Genomic DNA, 22,613 nt, shown 5'->3' with positions numbered 1-22,613 from the left:
CCCTCTTTCTATTAATATTATAAATGTGGTTGTTAATGAGCTGTTTGACCAGCATCTATTGTGAATACTTGACCAGCTGTGAATGATGCTTCATCTGATGATAAGAAAACTACCATGCTGGCGATTTCTTCTGGTTTTGCAGGACGACCAATTGGTGTTTGTGCAAGAACGACCTCTTTTATTTTAGGATCATCTAACCAACTTTTTGTCATCGCTGTTTCTACTAATCCCGGTGCAATCGCATTGACACGAATACCTTTTCCGATATATTCAATTCCTGCTGCTTTCGTTAAACCAACAACACCATGTTTTGCTGCAACATATGGCGCCATACCTTGGTCCGCTACTAAACCCGCAACGGAGGCCGTATTGACAATCGTACCTTTACCTAATATTTCGAAATATTTTAATTCGGAGCGCATCGTATAAAATACACCTTTTAAATCGACGTCGACTGTAAGATCAAAATCCTCATCTGTCATCGCAGTAAATTCTTTTGTTTTTGGAAGAACACCTGCATTATTAAATGCATGGTCTAAACGACCAAATTTTTCAATTGTAAAGTCTACTAAAGCTTGTACACTTTCAGCATCTACCACATTTGTTTTCTTAAATAAAGCTTGCACACCTTCTTTTTTTGCTAATTCCACAGTTTCTTCAGCACGTTCATCGATATCGCCAATGACAATGTTTGCTCCACGTTTTGCAAATGCGATGGCAGTAGCTCGTCCAATACCTGTAACCCCACCCGTAATTAATACAACACGATTTTCAAAATCTTTATTTATTTGCATAGTCCTTTCTCTCCTACTTTTTGTTCACTATTTTTTATTTTTTTTGTCTAACTTATGACAAATTATTTACATTCATATGTTAATTCTTTTTGCAAACGTGTACAATATCAAGATAAGACTTACGTTATTCCTTAAAAGGAATAAAGAGAGGATTTATTCATGCAAATAACTCAACTTCAATATTTTTTAACTGTCGGTCGTCTTGAACATATGTCAAAGGCAGCAATGGAATTACAGATTTCTCAATCTTCATTAAGTAAGACCATTAGACGTTTGGAAGAAGATATCGGGGTCCCCCTCTTTGACCGAAAAGGAAAATCAATTAGATTAAATCTATATGGACATATTTTTTATAAAAAAGTAGAAAAAGCTTTAAAAGATTTAAATGATGCAAAAGAGGAAATTCAAGATTTGGCAAATATTCGAGAGGATAGCTTGACTATCAATGTGATGAATTCTAAGTTATTACCTTCATTATTTTCTAGTTTTTATAAAAAGCGTCCTAATATCAAGATTCAACAATTTGCATTGCAAGATGCTTCTGCTCTACAAAGATTATTAGAGGGCACACTTGATTTAATGATTGTGCCAAATCCGATAGTAGATCATCGAATTACTTGGATACCCTTGTTTGAAGAAGAGATGTTTTTAATTGTTCCTAAAAATCATCCTTTTGCCCATAGAAAAAGGATCTCTTTAATTGAAGCAAAAGACGAACGATTTATTTGCTGTGAAAAAGGACAAAGTATGCGAACGACAGCAGAACGACTCTTCCTGGAAGCAGGCTTTACACCAAATATTGCTTTTGAGGGTGATGACTTGTCGATTATATTACAGCTTGTGAATGAAGGTGCGGGAATTTCATTCTTCCCCAAATACTCATTTCTAGATTCCTATTTAGATAAGACTAGTATGTTGAGGATTACAAATCCTGTTAGCTTTCAAACAGTTGGCATTGCATGGATGAAAGATCGGAAAAGCTCATTTGTTGTGAATAGCTTTCGTAATTTCGCTATTCAATTTTTACGAAATGCTGGTGGATGGGAAAAAAAATAAAATTACTTTTACTAAATTAGTATACTTATGCTCAACTAATCTGGTTCTGGTGCAAAAACTTGGTTTTAGCGCAAAAATTTTAGGAGAATTGCAATAGATCTACAAATCTTGGACATACTGATACTACTAATCTAAAGAAGGTGCGTGATTGGTATGGAAAAGGAAAATGTATTTAAGTGGAAGCATTATCAGCCCGATATTATTTTGTTAACAGTAAGATGGTACCTACGGTACAACCTTAGTTTTCTTTTTGGATTAGAAGCCATGCATATGATTAAAAAAGAACAGGTTAATTTACGGGACCAGTCTGTTCAAAATCAGAAAGAATTCATCCATCAATTGTTTGAACTTACAGCATAAGATACGATTCCGTTAGGAATCTATGCGCTTTATTATCTTTTATTCTATTTTTGCAACAGAACCCAAGATATTATAAACGGAGGTTATAGTGTGAACCGCAGAATACTAAAATATGCAATTTTAGGGTTATTAAGTAAAGAAGATATGAGTGGATATGATATTACATCCGAATTTAAAAAAGCGATTGGGCAGTTCTGGAGTGCAAAGCATAGCCAAATCTATGTTGAGTTAAAAAAATTATTAGACGAAGATTTGATTTCTCAATATATAGAAATGGCAGGGGTCAAACTTGAGAAAAAAATGTACAGCCTTACAACAAAAGGAAAAGAAGAACTTCAGAATTGGTTGCTGGAACTAGATAATAATGTGGGAACCGAAAAGGATATCTTCGCATTACGATTATATTTTTTAAAAGATATCCCTAAGGAAGAAATTCCAGTGTTATTTAATAATCAATTAAAACTCAGAACCGAAAAATTATTCTTTCTAAAAGAACAGTTCTCTTTTCATTTTGGAGTGGAGAAGAATCCTCTATATTTAGATACTGAAGAATTAGGTCACTACTTTGTTCTGACAAAAGCCATTTCACGCGAAGAAAATTACATTTGTTGGTTAAATAAAAGTTTAGATATTATAAAAAACAAAAAAGCCGAGAATCCTTTTAAATAGGACTTATCGGCTAATTCAATTTAACTGATACATTTTCTTATAGCCTGCATTATTGTCCATCCTCCTTGTAATATAACAGAATTTTCTCATTTGTAGGGGCATTGCTTGCAGGTTCTATGTAGGATCAAATCCCTTACCCATGAGTAAATAACCATTATATAAACTAAACGAATAGTTTATATAAAAAGTATATCTATCATTTTTAAAAAATTATTTGTATCGTTTACGTTAATTAATTGTTAATTAATGGTAACTAAATAAAACACACCGCTCGAAGCATCAAACGGTGTGTTTTATCTAAATATAAAGCTTATACTCCTATCCCTTTTATCACCACATCAACAATCGATTTTGCAAGGTTGTCGTCCAAAGGTGCATGCTCTGTAAGAAGTCGATATATCATAGGTCCATAAATTAAATCAATAATAATTTTAGAGTCTATATCGTTTCGAATCTCGTTACGATCAAATCCCCTCTGCAACATAACTTGCACAGCATTTTGTCGATTGACTAGGAACCGTTCGCGAAATATGGTAGCTATATGAGGATCGTATTGACTTTCAGCAATGAGTTGGGTAAACACCTTACCAATAGGACTTTTATAAAATCGTATAACTGAAAGTAACTGTTGTAAAAAATCTTCACGTACAGATCCAGTATCAGGTATTTTAACCTCTGCTTCCATTTTAAATAGAAAAGCATCTATTGAAACTACATTCTTGTTTGGCCACCATTTATAAATAGTTGCTTTGCTAACCTCAGCACGGGCAGAAATCTCATCAACTGTTGTTTTCCGAAGTCCTTCTTCAAACAAAAGTTCGATAGTAGCTTTTAGAATGCGCTCACTTACTTTATTGCTGCGGGGTCTTCCTCGCTTATGCTCAGAATTTGACTGTTTTACCTCATGATTAACCAATTTGTTCATCCTCTATATTTGTGCTTAATGTGACAGTTTGCCAATTATTTAAATCTGTTTTGACTTGTTCAAGTTTTGTTTTTATTCGTTTTAGGGAATCAGGCCCCAAAACAAGTCTTAGTGGTGGATCATCAGCTGCAACAACCTTCAAGATAGCTGAAGCGGCCTTTTTAGGATCACCAGGCTGATTACCGTTACTTTTATTAGCCGTTTCTCGTGTTTGTCCTGAAGTATTTGTATAATCTTTAATGACTGTATTAACTGAACGCATAGAACCTGCAAGAAAATCGGTACGAAACATTCCTGGTTCGACAATGGTAACGTGAATACCTAAAGGTTTCACTTCTAACGATAACGCTTCCGATAATCCTTCCACTGCAAATTTAGTGGAATTATAGATTCCCCATCCTATAGAACCTGAAAATCCACCAACTGAAGAGATATTGATAATATGACCGGACCTTTGGGATCGAAGGTGGGGTAAGACAGCCTGTGTTACAGCATGCAAACCAAAAACATTAGTAGAAAATACTTGTTTTACTTCCTCCGAGTTCGCTTCTTCCACTGCGCCTAACAGTCCGTACCCGGCATTATTGACTAAAATATCAATATGCCCAAATTTTTCAATGGCTTTTTCAACTGATTCTTGGATTTGATAAGAATTTGTTACGTCTAAAGGCAGGATTAATAAATGATTATTATCTTGAAAAGATTGTTCTAAAATTTCTGGTTTACGTGCTGTAGCTACTACCATATCACCTTGTTCAAGTGCTGCCTCAACTAATGCACGTCCAAATCCTTTTGAAGCCCCAGTAATGAACCAGACCCTATTATATACAATGTTTTCCTTTTCCAATGTGCATACCTCCATTTTTTAGGAATTTTTACTGATAACTATATAATAAACTAAACGTTTATTATTGTATACTTTATTTACTAAAAATTCCATAGAAAGGTTTTCACACATCGGTTTTTACGTTGAGGATGAAAACGGAATTCAAATAATTAGTTCTAGTACAAAAAGAGAATAAAAGATAATAAAGCGCATAGATTCCTAACGGAATCGTATCTTATGCTGTAAGTCCAAACAATTGATGGATGAATTATTTCTGATTTTGGACAGACTGGTCCCATAAATCAACCCGTTCTTTTTTAATCATATGTATGGCTTCTACTCCAGAAAGAATGGATATAGCTGTGGCAAAACATTTGAACTCTAGCATAAAAGAAGATCATCGCTTCTTTATAAAGCGATGATCTTCTTCTACTATGTTATTCAAGTACTTTTATTGTCTAAGTCGCATACCACCAAGTATACTTATTTTTCAACTGTTCAATTGCTATAGGATAAGCTGGATTTTTATCGACTGTTATAACACAAGGTTTTGAAACATAAAAAGACTGCAAGGCCTTCTTGAAAAAGCGTTTTGCAGCCTTCTGGTCTCTTGTTTTGCTTAGGTAAAAATCAATTGTATTTCCTTTCGAATCAACAGCATGATACAGGTACATCCATTGACCTTTTAATTTGATATATGTCTCATCGACTCTCCAGGAATCATTTCTTGTCTTAAGATGACGTCGGATTCGTTTGTCCAATTCAGGACCGTACTGATGAACCCAACGCATAATCGTTGTATGGGAAATGGATAAGCCCCGTTCCTCCATCATTTCCACTAAATCATGAAAACTGAGGCTGTACCGTTAACAAAATAATATCAGGCTGATAATGCTTCCATTTGAATACATTTTCCATTTCCATACCAATCACGCGCCTTCTTTAGATTAGTAGTATCAGTATGTCCAAGATTTGTAGATTTATTGCAATTATCCTGAAATTTTCGCACTAAAACCAAGTTTTTGAACAATAACCATATCTTGACATAATTATATCGCGGGATTATATTAAAACATGTAAGATGTAACATGTAATTAATTACATGTTTAATGTTGAATTAATTTTAAGGAGTGATCTATTATGAAAGAACTTAACGAATTTTTAGGAAGCCATTTCATTTATACTTATGAAAATGGTTGGGAATATGAATTTTATATAAAAAATGAGGATACTGTTGACTATCGTATTCATAGTGGGATGGTTGGAGGTCGCTGGGTTCGTGACCAAAAAGCTGATATTGTAAAAATCGCTGATGGAGTCTATAAAGTTTCATGGACTGAGCCTACTGGTACTGATGTTTCCCTAAATTTCATGCCAAATGACAAAAGGATACATGGGGTCATCTTCTTCCCTAAATGGGTACATGAACATCCAGAAATTACAGTTTGTTACCAAAATGACTTTATTAATGTAATGGAAGAATCCCGTTTAAAATATGAGACTTATCCTAAATATGTTGTCCCTGAGTTCGCTGATATCACTTTTTTCAAAAATGAAGGAATCAACAATGAAAAAGTTATATCTCAAGATCCTTATGAAGGTATGACTAATGATATCCGTGCAGGAAAATTAACTTTTTAATTTGATATGGTATTTTTGGAAGTCAACCAACTAAAAATTAACCAGAAGACAGTCCTTATAAGGACTGCCTCTGGTTTGGCTAATAGATTGATTATTTTAAAAATTCAATAATACGAAGGAATACACTTAACTAACATATTTCGAAGAAAACTTACATTGATTAGATTACAGATTATATAAATATTCGAATGTTAATTTATTGATTGTTCAACTCAATCTTAATAAAAAGGTTATTTCAAGGCATTATTGATAATTTAAGTAGTTGTAATATTGAGGTTTATAAAAATAATTAAATAACAGAGAATTAGGGGGGCATACATTGAGAAAGTTGATCGTTCTTTTAATTAGTCTGACTATGGTTTGTATGCTAGCAGGATTTGTACCAGTAAATAAACAACAGGAACACCTCAGAAAGATAGCTGACACCATTTTTATAAATGGGAAAGTCTATACGGTAGAAGCAAAACAGCCTTGGGCAGAAGCTGTTGCGATTGCTAAAGGAAAAATCATTTATGTTGGTGATACAAAAGGTGCAAAGAAATATGAAGGAAAGAACACAAAAGTGATTGACTTAAAAGGGAAAATGTTACTTCCAGGATTTGTTGATAGTCACCTTCACGCTTCTGAAACAGTTAACTCTCTTTATTCTGTTAACTTGATAAATGTTAGAACAATTGAAGAATATATCCAAATGGTAGAAAAATATGCAAAAGAACATAGTGATGCAAACGTTATACATGGTGCTGGTTGGAGTAATACCCTTTTTCCATCGAAAGGTCCAACAAAAGAATCTTTAGATGCTGTTGTAAATGATATTCCTGTTGCTTTAATTTCAGAGGATTATCATTCGATTTGGGTAAACTCTAAAGCACTTGAAATAGCAGGGATTACAAAAGATACGCCAAACCCGGAGGGAGGGGTAATTGAACGTGATGAAAAGGGTGAACCGTCTGGTACGCTTCGTGATACAGCAACAAATCTTGTATTAGACAAATTACCAAAGTTTAATACTGAACAATATAAAGAAGCTTTAGCAGTTTTCCAGGAGTTGGCGGCAAGTAATGGATACACACAAGTGAATGATGTAGTTGTCCCGCAACAGGATACTGTTATTGAGGCTTTAACAATGCTTGAAAAGGAACAAGCATTATCTGTTCGACATAACCTTTCATTATCTGTTCAGCCAAGTGAAGGTGAAAGTCGTATTCCGTATTTAAAGGAACAGCGTGCAAAGTTACAAGGTCCACTGGTGAAAATGAATACTGTTAAATTATTTATGGATGGTGTGCTTGAAGGAGGGACAGCCTTTTTGCATGAACCATACAACAATAAAACAAATTATTATGGCGTTCCTGTGTGGGATAAGGAATCATATGCACATATGATTCAGACTTTAGATCAAGAAAAGTTTCAAATTCACGTTCATTCTATAGGGGATGCCGCAACAACAGAAACATTAGATGCCCTCGCATCTGCTCAGCAACAGAACGGAAAACGTGATAGTCGTCATAAGATTACACACTTACAATTAGTTGAAGAAAGTGATTTCAAACGTTTTAAAGACTTGGGAATCATTGGAGTACCGCAACCAACATGGTTTCTCAAAAATGGAGCATATTTTTCACAAGCTGTTGATTTGTTAGGAGAAGAGCGTGCAAATAAACAATATCCTATGCAAAGCTTTGTAAGAGAAGGCGTAGTGATGGCGTCTGCCAGTGATTATCCAATTACACAGGGAGAATATTTTTCCCCATTAGCTGGCATTCAAATGGGAATAACTCGTACAGATTTACAAGATACAAATCCAGAACATGTTCTAAATCCTAAAGAAAAAGTAAGCTTAGAGGATATGATTAAGAGTTATACAATAAATGGAGCCTATGCAAACTTTTTAGAAAAAGAAACCGGCTCTATTAAAGTTGGAAAGAAAGCAGACTTTGTCGTACTAGATAAAAATTTGTTTGAAATTCCAGAACAAGATATTCATAAAACAAAAATTTTACTTACTCTTTTGGAAGGGAAAGAAACGTATCGTCATCCAGATTTCCAATAAATCTAAGAGAGAAGTAATTGGGCATAAATAATAAAAACCTAGGCTACGATTACTTGTTTTTTCAAGAAATAGGTAGCTTAGGTTTTTATGTTTCTGGTGCAAGAATATTTTACTAGAAACATAGAACGGCAATATTCTGTTAACGGAGAGGTTAAACAGCTAATCCAAACAATTTATGAATGAATTCAGCTTCATTTCGGGCAGACCTCACCCTTTGGTGAAGTTGCCCTTTTCTTATCATATGCATAGCTTCGACGTTACTTAAAATGAAAGTGGCTGTACGAAGTGATTTCAGTCCTAACATAGAACGAACTCGTTTCTTGATAAAACGATAATCTTGTTCCACGATGTTATTAAGATATTTCACTTGCATTATTTGGATGCCCACAGGCATCTTTTTTCATCCTCCAACTCTTCAATTGCTACAGGATAGGCGGGATTCTTATCAATAGTTATCACACGAGGTTGTGAAACATGAAAAGACCGCAAAGCTTTCTTGAAGAAGCGCTTTGCAGCCTTTGTGTCTCTTGTTTCATTGAGATAAAAATCAATGGTGTTTCCTTTGGAATCTACTGCACGATATAGATACATCCATTGCCCTTTTACTTTGATATATGTTTCATCGACTCTCCAGGAGTCATTCGTTTGTTTAAGATAGCGCCGAATTCGTTTATCTAACTCAGGCCCATATTGATGTACCCACCGCATAATGGTTGTGTGAGAAACAGATAAGCCTCGTTCTTCCATCATTTCCACCAAATCACGGAAGCTTAGGCTGTACCGTAGGTACCATCTGACTGTTAATATAATCATATCAGATTGATAATGTTTCCACTTAAATAAATTTTGCTTTTTCATACTGATCACGTCCTTTTGAAGATTAATAATATCAGTATGTCCAAGTTTTATAGATTTTTTGCACCAGAACCTACTATTCCATCAATATTTAATGTATTTTGAAGATTTTCTTCGTTCACATAGTCTTTATTAACAGAAATATATACAATTCGTTTAAGAAAACATCATTCTTTTTACTACTCAGTAAGGTTGTTCCTAAATAAGGCTGTCCATAACGCAGGTACACCAAATACTTCATTTGATTGTTTAATTCCCTTCATCCTACGCATTTCTATCTCAGAGAAGTCTTTAAAGATAGTTCTTAACTTTTCATCTGTAAAGCCTAGTCCTCCTTTAAGACTCCGTAGTCTGTATACTTCCCAATCTGTTATGTCTGCTCCACCTAATTCTCCACCTTGAACAAAACAAGTGATTGCAAAATAACCACCTGGTTTTAAAGCCTTTTTTACTAAGTTTATGTAACTCATTCTTCTGTGTGGAGCAATATGATGAAAACATCCTGAATCATACACAATATCGTATGTACCTTTTTCAATTTGTAGATCAAAGATATTGTCATGAATAAAATTCACATTTACATTTTTTTCTTTTGATCGTTCTGTTGCCCATTGAATTGATTCCTGTGATAAATCTACTGCATCAACTAAGCATCCGTTTTCAGCAAAGTAAATTGCATTCCTGCCTGGGCCGCATCCAAACTCAAGAACTTTTCCTGGATTAAGTAATTTTTTTTCAAAATAACTAACTAAGTTCTCATCCGGTTTATTCGTGAAAAAAGGAATCTCTTTTTCACGATTAGAATAAAAATCATCCCAAAATTAAGTTGGTTCGCGCAATAATGAGTCTAACATATTCAATAAATCTTCATAACTACTAATTGTTTCTTTCGCATTAACCCCTTCTTTCCACTTGAATCTTACATTCTAATTTTACCAATAATTAGAATGATTCATGTTTCATCGGAGTTAAAAACACTTTAAATTCAAACGAGTTGAAATTCCCCATGTATTCTTATTTATGCTAGTTTAACATGCATAAAGGTACCTAATTTTCGTTTTATATTGTTTTAAAAGTATTTACCTTACTCTTTCTCAAAATCCAATCAAACAACCGGAAATACCCTTAGAATTAGAATTTTATTTTTAATTTTCAGAATTATCTTTACGATTGTTGCGGTAATATTACAAATCGAGTATCTCTGCATTCTCATTAAATAAAAATGAGAATGTAGGGATATAAAAGATAAAAAAATTTCGTTTTGGGGCTAATTGCTTTTCTTAGCTTGATTGTGATGTGGCGGTACCCCCTTAATAAAAAATATATAAACAAAGGTACCTATTTTGGTACCTTTGTTATTACTATAAATTTACTTCTTCTGTTAAAAAGAAATTGACAACTAACTTAGGAGCATCATTTTTAAGCCTATAACCTTCACCAGATTCTTTTATTACAGAAATTTCATTTTTATCATTAATTAAAACTGAGAGAGTTTCTTTTGAACCGTTTTTAAAATTAACTTCCATTTCTGCGTTTAAAGATTTTTTTTCCTTTTCATCTAAATGAAATTTAGTTGGTGAACCATCTTTTATTGTTTTAACAATATCTTTAATTAAAGATTCGTTTGAAGTTTGAGATTTAGTGGTTGTTAATTTATTATTTTCGTTTTGCCATTTTAATAATTGTATATTTTCTATTTCATTGTCTTTAAATATCATCAAATCGTTTTTTGTCTGTTTAGTATTATTTGTTTCAGTTGTTTTTGAAGTATTTAAAGAACAACCAATCAAACTAAAAACTAGTATACTAACAAAGAAATAATAGAATAATTGTTTCATTTTTATATCCCCTTTCCCTCCTAAAATACCATTATATAACTATTAATACAATTAAAACCAATTAATTATTGATTTTCTCAACATAAATTAATAGGGATCAAATCACCATCAACCTAAAAAAGGCAAATACTCCAAAATGGAAGCTTGATAGTGATGTGTTGTGACTCCGTTTAGTAAAATAAGCTTATCACACAATCTTTCACTTAAATGTATTGTTAACTCGTTCCTCCCAATCTACGAAGGACAACTTATCTGTAATATGTTTTAATTCATTAGGAACTTCAACATAACATACTAACTCTAAACTGTTACCATCTGGGTCCTTGAAATATACTGAAGCATTCCCTTGATGCGGGCGAACAAATGGCTCAATAGATTTTCTATTACCAAATGGGACAGCTTGAACTTGAATAGAATCTAGCCACTTTAAAGTTTCCTTTAAACCTTCATATGAAACTCGGAAAGCAATATGTCGTAAGGAAGGGTGGTATCGAGTTTCATACTCATTTCCTTCCCATAAACCCAACCAACTTTTCCCTTCTTCAATCCAAAAGAAAGCAGTATTTTCATCACACCAAGCAAGATCCAATCCTAATTTCCGGTAAAATTCAATTGAATTTTGTAAATTACTAACTGGTAAGTGTGCCTCATACAATCCTTTAATCATATGGTTACCCTCCTACTCTCTATTCTTGAATATTAACTATATCAATTTACAAGCAATATTAAATCCACTAAAAGTATTAAAGTTCTATACATCTTTAGAGGTAGTGTAATAGGGACACACACACCAATAATACAAAATACAAATCTTGTATTCTAATAAAACGAAACCACCATCAGTAGGCTTTCTTCCCCTCCTTCCACAAACCTTCCATACTCTTTCAAAAACCGCAGCTTCACCTATCCAACAGGTCCATTCCGATGCTTTGTCACATAAATTTCTGTAACATCCTTGTTCTCCGTCTCCGGATCATAATAATCCTCCTGATACATTTGAACAAATTTTGATTTTCCATACCGATTACCTCCTTTTTTAGAGTACTAGTATCTATATGTCCAAAATTCAGCGATTAATTGCTATTATCTTGAGATCTTTGCACCAAAACTAAGCGCTGCTTTTTCCCATTATTGGTGTTTTATCGCATAAACATTGTATGAAAGTTTATTATCACTATTAAGTAGAAACTTGCTATATAGAATAATTTTTTTATATGATAAAGTGGACTTATGCTTAAATAAAAAAAGGAGAGTGACCCAGATGACAAACCAAAATGAAACGAACGCTTTACCACCAAAAACATGTACGATTGAACGTCTTATCACGATTCAGGAGGACATAGAAAAAGTGCTTGCAGGACAGAAAACGGCTACTCGCCGCAACGGGAGATATGCGGATGTCGGGGAAGTGATGGAGCTTCAAGGTCATCGGTATGTTGTGGAGAAGGTCTATTCGCAGTCACTTGGCGAATTGACTGATGAGCATGCCCGTCAAGAAGGCTATGCGAATGTGGAGGAATATAAGCAATCTATCCTGTCTCTTCACCCTGGTATGCCATGGCTGCCAAATATGAGAGTTTGGGTTCATGAATTCTGTCCCATCGAAGGTTAATGTGATATAAGAATGGACATGTTGTATCGACTGCTTCTATATGTACATATTTTCAGTGTAATCTTATCCATCGGCCCGTTTTTTGTATTGCTTCCGCTCATCAAAAAATTGCGGGCTTCAGAGGCCCACGCGCGGCAGGCTTATCTGGATGTATTCCGATTTTCGGTCAGGCTGGCCAAGCATGCCGGGCATGTGCTGGTTGCATCCGGGGTTCTGCTTGTACTGGCGGGTCCTTGGACTTGGAAGACCCCTTGGATAGTGATGACCCTTATTCTCATGGCGAGTTCATTATTTTTCCTGGCCCGCGCCTTTTCGCCGACCATTCGGAAATTCAGCGAAACGGGCCAAGATAAGGACACCTTGATTCGATTGTTACGGCGTTCTGTTTGGATTTACATTGTTCTTTTAATGGCGATGTTATGGTTCATGGTGACAAAACCTGCGTTGTGGCAAGGGTGATAGATCTGGGGTGAATAGCGGCTTTGTGTGATTGCCGTTTGAATTCGCCGGGCGTAACTACAATAAGGACAAGCCAGTTTTGGCTTGTCCTTATTGTAGTTACACCTTGAAGAGGTAATGGAATAGCCTTTTACGATTTGGACCTATTACCCAATTGCCATCAACCTAAAAAAAAACAAGTTACCCATAGGGCAATATTCTCGTTGGGGGTATTAAGAGATCTTAACTTAATGGGCAAGAGACGGTACCTCCTCTTAAAGTTTTTTAAACCTAATTGGACTTACCATTAAGAGAGCGAGAATTAAGGTAATCCATGCATTACTATATGAAAACAATCCCATGACAGCCAATGGTAATCCAGCAGCTGGAATAGGTAATCCCATAAAATACCCAATGGTTGGTTTAACACTAAATTTAGCTAATCTTAAAGCACCCATCGTTGGGAAGAGGATAAATGCCAAAGAAGTTAAAATAGATGGTGCGGCTATCGAATGAAACAAAAGTGCAGGAGCAACGCCAAAACTAACAATATCAGCTAAGGAATCCAATTCTACGCCAAACTCACTATTCACTTTTAATTTTCTCGCAATCCTTCCATCAAGAAGATCTAAAACAGCCGAAAAGAAAATAAAAATGCAGGCCGCTTCCAAAAAGCCGCTCATATTTAAGGTAATTGAAAAAACACCGCACAATAAATTTCCAATCGTAAATAAATTAGGTATAGATTTTACTATCCAATTGAACAAAGTTGTCCCCCCTAGGTTAATCAAACTTCCTATTTATGTAGAATTTTCTATATATTCTTCCGCTATTCTAAAAAATAAATGACTAGTGTACGCTAAGCTAATTTCGGCAAGCAAAAAGCCGATTTTCTGTACATTAAGGAAAATCGGACCTATTGCCATTAAAGCAGAACTACCTAAAGGAAGACCGAGCTTATTTCATTTTTTATCGTATTTTCATCATTCATGAAAATCACCTGACCCTACTCACAACTTCACTTACAAACAGATATTTGATTTTGTTTATAAATATCTGCCGCTAATTCTTGCAGTAAAGACTCGTCTATTACCTCCAAATAACTCTCCTTCTTCTCTAACACTCCTTTTTCACAAAGAATATTTAACGTTCGCAGTAAATGCCGATAGCTTGTTCCTAATAACTCCGATATTTCGGTTAAATTCCCTTGAAATATTATCGTTTTTTCTTTATCTCCTCCCCTTTCACCTGTCGCAAGAATATAACTGGCTAATCGATTCTCAAGTGGATATAGTAAATTAATGGAACTATTTTGAGCAAGTCTAGCAAGTTTATATGCTAAAGAATCACAAATAAAGCTTAAAAAGGTTGCATCCTGAAGTAAATGCGTTCTAATTTTTTCTAATGGAATTCCAACGCAATATGAGTCCTCGATCACTTGAACATTAGAAAACGTTTTTTGAGAACGAACTAATTCTACATCTCCTATGACTTCAAACCCATTATAAAAAGTTAATAATAACGACTTACCGTTACTTAAAGTCGTATATACCTTGGATTTTCCCTCTACAAAAAAATAAAGATAATCAAGCGTTTCATTTTCTCTACATATATATTCATTCTTTTTAAATAACAATAACTCCATTACAGGCTTTATATCATGACTAAAAAAATCTTCAATATTATTCTTTTGAATATACTCATCTAACTTCTTCGAATCATATATTTTTTTCATAAATTCTCCAAATCCCCTCTTCACTATGACATATGTCATAATACACGATACTTCAATCATGATAAATTAACTTTAAAAATGCAAGGGGGAAACACTATGTATAAATTACTTTCCGCATTTATCGGTGCTCTCATCGCACTGATGATTCCACTAAATGGCATCTTAGCAGAAGTTATAGGAAATTATAACGCTAGCGTTCTTATTCATATTGTTGGATTAATTGCGGTCATTATCATTTTACTAATCGGTAAATTTAAAATTAAGATCCAGAAAGGTATTCCACTTTACTTATATAGCGCCGGAGCCATCGGGGTGTTCACTGTACTCTTTACAAATGTTAGCTTTTCAACACTCGGTGTATCCTTGACAATCGCTTTAGGTTTACTCGGTCAATCGATTACTTCTATTATGATTGATCATTTTGGATTATTAGGAATGAACGCTGTGAAGTTTGAAAAAAAGAAAATGGTCGGCTTATTACTAATTGCTTCTGGAATTAGTATTATGAATACTTTTTAATGGAGGAGAAATGATGTTATATATATGCATTGCCATTTTAGCTGGCTGTTCCATTGTAATCGCAAGGGTGATTAACGCAAACTTAGCAATTCAAATTGGAATTTTCCAAGGTACATTTTTCAACTATATTACTGGTCTCGCTTTTTCGTTGCTATTTTTAATTTTTAGTAATGAAGCTTTTAACATGTCCTACACGACTTTGCAGTCCATACCGTTTCTTGCCTATTTAGGCGGATTGGTAGGCGTTATAGTTATTGGATTATCAAACTATATTATTCCTAAAATTTCTTCCTTCTATTTGACATTACTCATTTTTATCGGTCAATTAGGTATGGGCATTATACTGGATTTTTTCAATTCACATGACATATCAATTGGTAGGATAATTGGTGGTTTGTTAGTATTAATGGGACTGACATATAATTTAATTATTGATCGGACGGATATACCTGTTCAAGATAAGAAACAAGCTTACTGAGGCTTGTTTCTTATTAGTATATTTACATAATATTTTCTAAATCTGAATTGGATAAAACCAACTGACCGTTATCCAAATTCTCTGTCCTCAATCGTTCTAAATTAAAATAATAATAGAGATGACCTTAACCAATTTGGGTCACCTCATAAACCTCCTCTTCTTGCAAACAGTTTAGTTTTTCCAAATGACTTGAACAATGATTGTTAAAGGAGAATTAAACCCGTATAAAAACTAACATCTTATTTCACATATGATACAATTCTATTTAGAGATTCTAGTCAAATGCATTTATTTTCAATACTGTCTTAGAAAGAAAAAATATACTGTTAATTACTAGGAGGATTAATGTGAAACTAAGAGAGAAAATGCCTATTCGAGAGAAAGAGCAGTTTGTACAAATTAGTGGTTTCAAATTATTCACAAAGCTGTATGGGGAAAAAACAGACAAACCTACTATTGTAATGGATGCTGGATATGGAGATTATTCTAAAACTTGGAGTTCAATAATTAATGAAATTTCTCTGCTAACGGAAGTACTTGTCTATGATAGAGCTGGATTAGGAAAAAGCGAAAAAAGCCTTAATCCTAGAACGAGCCAAGAGATGGTAGAAGAATTGAACCGACTTCTAATAAAAATGAAGATACAACCTCCATACATATTAGTAGGTCATTCTTTTGGTGGCGTAAACATGCGGATATATGCTACAAAGTATCCTAACAACGTCGCTGCATTACTTTTGATTGATTCTACACCAGAAAGCTATAAAGAAAGATTTCTTCCAACAATGTCAAAAGAATTTCAACAAGCATATAACGACCAATTTATTTATGAAAGTACATACGATGAATTCACCGCAAGTCTAAAGCAGCTAAAACAAACAAAACAACAATTAAACGTTCCCTTAATCGTTTTATCAGCAGGAAAAAAAGATCATTATTCTAAAAAATCTCAAGAATTATGGAATGAAATGCAAAAAGAGATTCTTGAGATATCTACAAAAAGTGAGCTTATAATTGCAGAAAATAGTACCCACTATATACAAAATGATGAACCATTTGTAGTAATTGATGCAATACAACGATTAATTAATAACTTCTAAATTGAATTAATTATGTTTTTTATTAAGTGCTTATGCTCTTTAGTTTAGTAAAAGGAGAACACATCGTATTTATGATTAATATGCGCTCTCCTTTCTTCTTTCTAGCAAAAAAACACACCTGTTACTAATTCCTTTCAACACTTTCAAGCAACATTTAATTATCATTCCTTAATAATAATCCTATACAATTACCAAGGAATTACTTCTCAAAAAATCTCTTTACTCATATGACCATTAAAAGACCTTTTTTAATATTAGCCACCACAATAGCAAAGTATTTTCTATGATATATTCTCAAATTATTTTACTTGAACTCGTTGTTCATCTACTGGTGTAATTGAATTTTCTTTTATTAAGTAATGAATAATTGGCAGCACTAAGAAACTTGCAATTGCACACATTATACCAATAGCTAAAAATGTCTGTCCGCCTTCCAATAGCCAGGAAGCACCTGCAGAGGCAATCATCATTCCGATATACATCGCTGAGCCATTTAGGGCCATTATAGTACCCCTTACTTTGGGACTTAACTCTGAAATTAATGCTGTTAATGAAGATTGTCCAAATCCAATTGATGTACTCCATAATATATGTACAATTACTGCAACTATTATATGTTCAGTTAACAAAGTGAAACTAACAACTCCAACTGCAGCGATAATAGTAGCAATTGAGACAACTGCTTTTTTACCGATTTTATCTGCTAATTTACCTCCTATGACGTTACCAATAATACTACCGGCTCCTGCTAAAAAAATGACCATTCCTATTTTTTCAACACTAAAGTCAAAATTCTCTTTGTAATAAACTCCAATATAAGAAAACATGCCTTGCAAACTGACAGTCCATAAAAAAGTAGACAATAATGCAAAAAACACAGATGTATTTGTAAAGGCTGTCTTTATGGCAGAAATCATTGCTACTGATGCAAAAATCGGAATTTGATTTGTTTGTGGTGTTTTAGGCAAGATACCCATAATAATAAATGCTACAATCATCCCTAAAATCCCAATACCATAAAAAGTCCATTGCCAATTACCGATGGAAGTTAAGAAAGCTCCAATTGGTACCCCTAGTACAGTAGAACCAACCATAGCCCCCATGATCATTCCCATTGCACTGCCCCGCATTTTATATGATACTTTATCACCTATTAACGCAAAAATACTTGGCATCACCATAGCCCCGGATAAGCCTGTTAAAGCACGAAAAACTAAAATTGTATTAAAATTTTCTGATAGTCCTGTACAAAACGTTCCTATTGAAAATATAACCATCCCTGTCACAATCATTTGTTTACGCCCAAATTTATCAGAAATTGGACCAAAAAATGGAGCAGTTATTCCATAGAATAATGCATAAGAAGTAATTAACCATCCTCCCCTTTCCAGTGGTGTTGCAGTAGCTTTAGCAATATCAGGAATTAAAGGTGATACCACTAAAGAATCCATTCCAATAAAAAATGCTACAATTGCTAGTAGAATTAGCATATGTCTCATTCCTTTATCAATCATTTCCATCTTCCCCTCGGCTTCAGACTTTATTTCATATATGAAATAAATACTCAGAAAAATAATTCATATATGAATTATTTTTGTAAACAAAAATGCAATTATTAGTTACACTTTTGCACTTCTTCCCCAACATTTAACAAATGATGCTTATAGTCTTTGAGAATTTCTGATAAAGTAATACATTTTTCTTCATCAAAATATGAAAAATTTTCTTTAAGAAATGCTTTGTATTGAAGATTTACCTTTTCTTTCGTTTCTTTACCTTTTTCAGTTAAATATACTAACGTTTCTCTTTGATCGTTTGGATTTTTAGTCGTTGTTACAAACCCATCTCTCTTCATCCGTTGAATTATAGTAGTAACATTACTAGGAGCACAACCAATTTTTTGTTTTAAATGAGACATCGAAGTTTTTTCTGAATCTGATAACACTTGTATAACTCCAAATTGAACTACACTAATATCGAATTGTTTCAATTGATTCTCGAGATTATTTTGTAATTGATGATATACCTCTCTAATTAAAGCATATAATTCCCTTGCTGCTACTTGCATAGAAAACACCCTTTCTGCAGAGAACAAATTCTACACTAAACAAGGAAAATAAAAATAATTGTATTCCCAATCATTTATCTGGAGTTTTACAACTATCCCTACATACTTTCCTCATTTTTCTATAAGTTAACAAATATTTCACATATGAATTATATTTTACCAATACATAACTGTCAATTATTTGTAATATCGTAATAATATTATTCTAACAAAGAAAAAAGTGGTAATCTAAAATCTCTTATTTTATGTAACAAAGCCTTTCATTAAATTGTACATAGACCATAAACCAAACATTATTATAATGAATCCAGAAATACGATTTACAATTTTTAAAGGGAAATTTTTCATTCGACTCATCAATACTCCTGTTACACTGCTAAGAATGAACCACCATAATGTAGAACCAGAAAATACTCCTAATACTACGACTAAGCTAATTATTGTATCATTATTCGAATTAGACATTCCAAGTCCAGAAAAAATGGCTAAGAAAGATAATATGGTTACTGGATTTGTAATAGTTAAAAGAAAGGTTGAAGCATATGCTCCAAAAACATTATTACCATTGGCCTTAGCTGATGTTTTTGATGGTTTTGAAACAAAAATCTTCAATCCTAGATATAATAAAAATATACTACCAACAATATGAATCCACCCTTGTTGTTCAACTAAAAAATTAGTTATAAATGTTAAACCAAGTCCAGCAATCAGCCCATACAGCCCATCAGCTGTTGCTGCACCTAATCCTGACATAAAACCAATACATTTTCCGTACTCCAATGTGCGTCGTATACATAAAACTCCAATAGGTCCAACAGGAGCAGCGATACTAAGCCCAATGATTAATCCTTTGATAAACAATTCAATGACCAACTTATTCTCCCTCCGATATTAGTACTATCCTTTTATCTGTCTTATTCACATTTTCGCTAGTATCGTACCACCAAACAAAGTGAAATTTTTTCTATTTTGTGAAATACTAAAAAACTAAAAGTAGTGAAAGAGACCGTTATCAACGGTCTCTTTCATTGACATTGCACTTCACTCATTAATGCATGTGTATTACCTTCTGTATCTTTAAAGAATGTCATCCATGTTTCTAATTGTCCCATTTTCGCTACAATATGTGGTTCATCGATGAAAATAATTTCCTTGCTTAATAGATCTTCGTAAGTCTCTTTAATGTTTTCAACTTGAAAATAAATGACTGAACTAGATTGAGCAAATTTCTCTTTTTCTGGAAGACTTAAAAAGAGACGCAACGCGTTACATTCAAAGAATGCCATACTATCAGTATTAAATAGAAGTGATAGCCCCAGTTTATCTTTATAAAAATGAATTGCCCTATCTAAATCTTTAACTGGTACCCCAATTTGTCCGATTTTTTGAATCATAGTAGTTTCCAATGAGAATTCCCCTTTCAAAATCATTTCATTCTAAGAATATACGATTAAACTTTGTATTTCTTATCCAAAATCACCTTTTTCCGAAATTCAATAGGGGAAATCCCAACATGTTGTTTAAACATTTTGCTAAAAGATACAGGGTTTTGTAATCCTAGTTCAAATGTTATATCAGTCATATTGAAATCTAGTTGTGTTAAAAGCTTTTTCGCTTTCCGAACTCTAAACTCTGATATGTGCTGATGAGGTGTTTTACGATATATTTGTGAGTATGTTCTTAACAAATGGTTTGGCGATAAACAAGCAATTTGGGCAATTTCATTCAATTTAATTGGTCTATCATAATAGGCCCTTATATATTCATGTGCGATACTAATCCTTCTATACAATTCTTCTCTTGTAGAATTACGTACTGCTCTTAATGATTCGACTTCTTTCCATGCGTCAAAATGTTCAAATAGAATGATTTGTATTAACTTATGAAATTGTTCTTCATAGCCAACTGGGTCATTCTCAAGAATAGGTAAATTCTCTTTAAATTTTGTTATTTGAGATAATAAAGTTTTACTTGTATCATAAGTTTTTTCAAAGAATTCAATATCGTTCCTATTCTTAAACGGATCACTAAGAAGTCTATTATTTGATTCTCGTAATGAGTTTAAAATTCCCTCTGCAAATCCGTCTTTAAAAAAGATGCAAAAAGATTCAACTTCCTTATTTTCATCAATTGAAATTGTATAAGACCCTTTATTAAGAAGTAAATATCTACTTTCCTCGACAGCAAAAAAACCTTTACTAGTCCTATAATGTGCTTTTCCGTTAGAAAATGTTTTAATAGATAATTGGCCGTGACCTTCCCAATAAAACTGTTTACTTTTTGCATGTAAAACAAAATTATTAGAATCCATATAATTCATAATACCGTCTCCGTAAGCATGCGATTATATTTTTCAGATAATTCAATTATACATAATAATAGAGGTTTAGCAAAAAGTCTTTTACTTTCCTCACTTATCCATTACAGACCAATTATTGTATAATAAACACGAAAAAGGAGTGATCCTTATGACCACTCCTTTCCACTTTATATTTTTCAAACTATGTTTTTACTTATTTATTTCCAAATTTTATTTGCCCATTCAGGATGATCAATAAATGGATTCCGGTTATGTTGATACTTTGTATAGATTATTTCATTACGCTTTCGCTCCAAATCATCAACAGGATCTTGTTCATTCCATTTTAGCAAAACAGATAGCTTTCCCATATAGGGAGCTTTATTATTGTTTACTTTATCATTTAGTTCCAAATCTACTTCACCGTTATCCCCTTCATAACGAACAGCCATGTAAAATAGCATTCTAGCAATATCGCCTTTTACACTATCACGAGGCTCCCAAGAATCATTATCATATTTACATTCTGTTGCTTCTGGATGGTTCACACCACCGTTATCAAAATCCAAATTTCCACGTGAGCTATTTACAGATACATCTGTAGCTCTTAAATGATGAAGATCCGTTCCAGGCCCTGCAGCCGTCCCAAATTCACCGTGAGATTTTGCCCAAACATGCTCTCTGTTCCAATTATCGACCCCTGAACCACTTGTAAATTTCCCTTGCGAACGCCCTGTATATAAGAGAAGTACATTATTTTTATTATTTGGATCTTCATCAGTATCTCTTAGCGCTTCCCAAACTGCACTGTAGGATATCTTTGTATGATTATCAATAATATTATGAAGTTCCTTTTTTAACTCTAGGCCCGTTTTCCCCTTCACGCTATTATAATATGTATCATCATAATTAGTTGAAGTTACCCCTTGAGTTACTTTCGAAGATGAAGAAGTTCCTTCACCATACACGGTATTAGTAAATGATAAGGATGCAGAACCTAAAATGAAAAATGAAGAAATAGTAAAAATAGCAAGTTTTGTATTTCGGAACACCATATACACCAATCCCCTTTAAAATTTAATTTTCTCTCATTAGTAACAAATAATTCTTTCTAAAAAATACAAACGGTTTCACATTTAAGTAAGACTACTCACCTGTATGAAATATATAGTTTAATAATACCTCATATTTTTCAATTTATTTATGCAATTATACATATTTGGTTACTAGTTAAAAACCTTCAGAGAAAACCACACAACAAAATAATTAGCATCTAGAACCAAAATAATAAATACGGCAAACAACTCTAAAAGCAATCTTTATTGTATATTTTGGAGTTACTTGACG

At 33.4% G+C, this 22,613-nt stretch carries 23 protein-coding genes and 5 pseudogenes; 11 read left to right on the top strand and 17 right to left on the bottom strand.

The features are described 5' to 3' along the window. Window positions 1–32: 32 nt before the first annotated feature. Entirely contained in the window at window positions 33–794 is a 762-nt protein-coding gene (locus AB1280_RS04670) for an SDR family NAD(P)-dependent oxidoreductase (RefSeq protein ID WP_429755022.1), read from the bottom strand. A gap of 159 nt (window positions 795–953) precedes the next feature. On the opposite strand from AB1280_RS04670, the gene AB1280_RS04665 reads away from it, so the two are divergent. From AB1280_RS04665 to AB1280_RS04650, 4 genes and pseudogenes are all read left to right on the top strand, one after another. After that, entirely contained in the window at window positions 954–1,850 is an 897-nt protein-coding gene (locus tag AB1280_RS04665) for a LysR family transcriptional regulator (RefSeq protein WP_429755021.1), read from the top strand. 153 nt (window positions 1,851–2,003) lie between these two features. Beyond that, window positions 2,004–2,117, top strand: a pseudogene (locus tag AB1280_RS04660) (IS6 family transposase); the annotation flags it as partial. Beyond that, window positions 2,091–2,210, top strand: a pseudogene (locus tag AB1280_RS04655) (IS6 family transposase); the annotation flags it as partial. The pseudogenes AB1280_RS04660 and AB1280_RS04655, both read left to right, overlap by 27 nt. A gap of 90 nt (window positions 2,211–2,300) precedes the next feature. After that, window positions 2,301–2,879: a PadR family transcriptional regulator gene (locus tag AB1280_RS04650; RefSeq protein ID WP_429755020.1), complete on the top strand. Its 579-nt coding sequence runs from the start codon at window positions 2,301–2,303 to the stop codon at window positions 2,877–2,879. A gap of 310 nt (window positions 2,880–3,189) precedes the next feature. Here AB1280_RS04650 and AB1280_RS04645 read toward each other — a convergent pair whose 3' ends face one another. The 3 genes and pseudogenes from AB1280_RS04645 to AB1280_RS04635 form a co-directional block, all read right to left on the bottom strand. Continuing rightward, window positions 3,190–3,804: a TetR/AcrR family transcriptional regulator gene (locus AB1280_RS04645; protein ID WP_429755019.1), complete on the bottom strand. Its 615-nt coding sequence runs from the start codon at window positions 3,802–3,804 to the stop codon at window positions 3,190–3,192. Continuing rightward, the gene (locus AB1280_RS04640; RefSeq protein ID WP_429755018.1) at window positions 3,788–4,651 is read right to left on the bottom strand and encodes an oxidoreductase; all 864 of its coding nucleotides are present in this window, start codon (window positions 4,649–4,651) and stop codon (window positions 3,788–3,790) included. The genes AB1280_RS04645 and AB1280_RS04640 overlap by 17 nt, the downstream gene beginning before the upstream one ends. Window positions 4,652–4,898: 247 nt before the next feature. Next, window positions 4,899–5,554 (bottom strand): annotated as a pseudogene (locus tag AB1280_RS04635) (IS6 family transposase). A gap of 216 nt (window positions 5,555–5,770) precedes the next feature. On the opposite strand from AB1280_RS04635, the gene AB1280_RS04630 reads away from it, so the two are divergent. After that, window positions 5,771–6,271 (top strand): phenolic acid decarboxylase, encoded by a 501-nt coding sequence (locus AB1280_RS04630; protein ID WP_429755017.1) that lies wholly within the window; start codon window positions 5,771–5,773, stop codon window positions 6,269–6,271. A 355-nt stretch (window positions 6,272–6,626) separates the two neighbouring features. Continuing rightward, on the top strand, window positions 6,627–8,324 hold the full coding sequence (locus AB1280_RS04625) for an amidohydrolase (RefSeq protein WP_429757275.1): 1,698 nt from the start codon (window positions 6,627–6,629) through the stop codon (window positions 8,322–8,324). A gap of 151 nt (window positions 8,325–8,475) precedes the next feature. On the opposite strand, the gene AB1280_RS04620 is transcribed toward AB1280_RS04625, so the two are convergent. The 5 genes and pseudogenes from AB1280_RS04620 to AB1280_RS04600 all read right to left on the bottom strand — a co-directional run. Then, window positions 8,476–9,182, bottom strand: a protein-coding gene (locus tag AB1280_RS04620) for an IS6 family transposase (protein WP_429755016.1) whose coding sequence is annotated in 2 segments (ribosomal slippage) — window positions 8,476–8,717 and window positions 8,717–9,182 — 708 coding nt in all. Because the reading frame shifts where the segments join, the coding sequence is not laid out codon by codon here. A gap of 176 nt (window positions 9,183–9,358) precedes the next feature. After that, window positions 9,359–10,033: pseudogene (locus tag AB1280_RS04615) on the bottom strand (class I SAM-dependent methyltransferase). Between the two features lie 507 nt (window positions 10,034–10,540). Further along, entirely contained in the window at window positions 10,541–11,017 is a 477-nt protein-coding gene (locus AB1280_RS04610) for a hypothetical protein (protein WP_272190109.1), read from the bottom strand. Window positions 11,018–11,216: 199 nt separating this feature from the next. Beyond that, on the bottom strand, window positions 11,217–11,684 hold the full coding sequence (locus tag AB1280_RS04605; protein WP_429755015.1) for a VOC family protein: 468 nt from the start codon (window positions 11,682–11,684) through the stop codon (window positions 11,217–11,219). Window positions 11,685–11,920: 236 nt separating this feature from the next. Then, window positions 11,921–12,013: pseudogene (locus tag AB1280_RS04600) on the bottom strand (DnaB-like helicase C-terminal domain-containing protein); the annotation flags it as partial. A 265-nt stretch (window positions 12,014–12,278) separates the two neighbouring features. On the opposite strand from AB1280_RS04600, the gene AB1280_RS04595 reads away from it, so the two are divergent. Further along, window positions 12,279–12,629 (top strand): ASCH domain-containing protein, encoded by a 351-nt coding sequence (locus AB1280_RS04595; RefSeq protein ID WP_429755014.1) that lies wholly within the window; start codon window positions 12,279–12,281, stop codon window positions 12,627–12,629. 18 nt (window positions 12,630–12,647) lie between these two features. Then, the gene (locus AB1280_RS04590; protein ID WP_429757274.1) at window positions 12,648–13,088 is read left to right on the top strand and encodes a hypothetical protein; all 441 of its coding nucleotides are present in this window, start codon (window positions 12,648–12,650) and stop codon (window positions 13,086–13,088) included. Between the two features lie 254 nt (window positions 13,089–13,342). Here AB1280_RS04590 and pssA read toward each other — a convergent pair whose 3' ends face one another. Next, on the bottom strand, window positions 13,343–13,834 hold the full coding sequence (gene pssA, locus AB1280_RS04585) for a CDP-diacylglycerol--serine O-phosphatidyltransferase (protein ID WP_336474615.1): 492 nt from the start codon (window positions 13,832–13,834) through the stop codon (window positions 13,343–13,345). Window positions 13,835–14,085: 251 nt separating this feature from the next. Continuing rightward, window positions 14,086–14,802, bottom strand: a complete 717-nt coding sequence (gene yeiL, locus AB1280_RS04580; protein WP_429755013.1) for a transcriptional regulator YeiL — start codon at window positions 14,800–14,802, stop codon at window positions 14,086–14,088. 96 nt (window positions 14,803–14,898) lie between these two features. On the opposite strand from yeiL, the gene AB1280_RS04575 reads away from it, so the two are divergent. The 3 genes from AB1280_RS04575 (at window position 14,899) to AB1280_RS04565 (ending at window position 16,899) form a co-directional block, all read left to right on the top strand. Then, on the top strand, window positions 14,899–15,321 hold the full coding sequence (locus tag AB1280_RS04575) for a DMT family transporter (RefSeq protein WP_272190113.1): 423 nt from the start codon (window positions 14,899–14,901) through the stop codon (window positions 15,319–15,321). 13 nt (window positions 15,322–15,334) lie between these two features. Continuing rightward, window positions 15,335–15,799, top strand: a complete 465-nt coding sequence (locus AB1280_RS04570; RefSeq protein ID WP_429755012.1) for a DMT family transporter — start codon at window positions 15,335–15,337, stop codon at window positions 15,797–15,799. Between the two features lie 365 nt (window positions 15,800–16,164). Continuing rightward, a complete protein-coding gene (locus tag AB1280_RS04565; RefSeq protein WP_429757273.1) occupies window positions 16,165–16,899 on the top strand; it encodes an alpha/beta fold hydrolase in 735 nt (244 codons plus the stop codon). A 299-nt stretch (window positions 16,900–17,198) separates the two neighbouring features. Here the strand turns inward: AB1280_RS04565 and AB1280_RS04560 are convergent, their stop codons facing one another. From AB1280_RS04560 to AB1280_RS04535, 6 genes are all read right to left on the bottom strand, one after another. After that, window positions 17,199–18,413: an MFS transporter gene (locus AB1280_RS04560; RefSeq protein ID WP_429755011.1), complete on the bottom strand. Its 1,215-nt coding sequence runs from the start codon at window positions 18,411–18,413 to the stop codon at window positions 17,199–17,201. 101 nt (window positions 18,414–18,514) lie between these two features. Further along, window positions 18,515–18,967, bottom strand: a complete 453-nt coding sequence (locus tag AB1280_RS04555) for a MarR family winged helix-turn-helix transcriptional regulator (RefSeq protein WP_429755010.1) — start codon at window positions 18,965–18,967, stop codon at window positions 18,515–18,517. 243 nt (window positions 18,968–19,210) lie between these two features. Continuing rightward, on the bottom strand, window positions 19,211–19,840 hold the full coding sequence (locus AB1280_RS04550; RefSeq protein ID WP_429755009.1) for a LysE family translocator: 630 nt from the start codon (window positions 19,838–19,840) through the stop codon (window positions 19,211–19,213). A 152-nt stretch (window positions 19,841–19,992) separates the two neighbouring features. Beyond that, window positions 19,993–20,373 carry a VOC family protein gene (locus AB1280_RS04545; RefSeq protein WP_429755008.1) on the bottom strand — a complete coding sequence of 127 codons (381 nt, stop codon included), beginning with the start codon at window positions 20,371–20,373 and terminating at the stop codon, window positions 19,993–19,995. 44 nt (window positions 20,374–20,417) lie between these two features. Further along, on the bottom strand, window positions 20,418–21,287 hold the full coding sequence (locus tag AB1280_RS04540; RefSeq protein ID WP_429755007.1) for a helix-turn-helix domain-containing protein: 870 nt from the start codon (window positions 21,285–21,287) through the stop codon (window positions 20,418–20,420). Window positions 21,288–21,484: 197 nt separating this feature from the next. Next, a complete protein-coding gene (locus tag AB1280_RS04535) occupies window positions 21,485–22,321 on the bottom strand; it encodes an endonuclease I family protein (RefSeq protein ID WP_429755006.1) in 837 nt (278 codons plus the stop codon). Window positions 22,322–22,613: the final 292 nt, after the last annotated feature.

The sequence above is a fragment of the Bacillus sp. S10(2024) genome, assembly GCF_050473865.1.
Taxonomy (GTDB): Bacteria; Bacillota; Bacilli; order Bacillales; family Bacillaceae_G; genus Bacillus_A.
The sequence above is the reverse complement of the archived record's forward strand: the minus strand, read 5'-3'. Positions and strand labels throughout refer to the sequence as shown.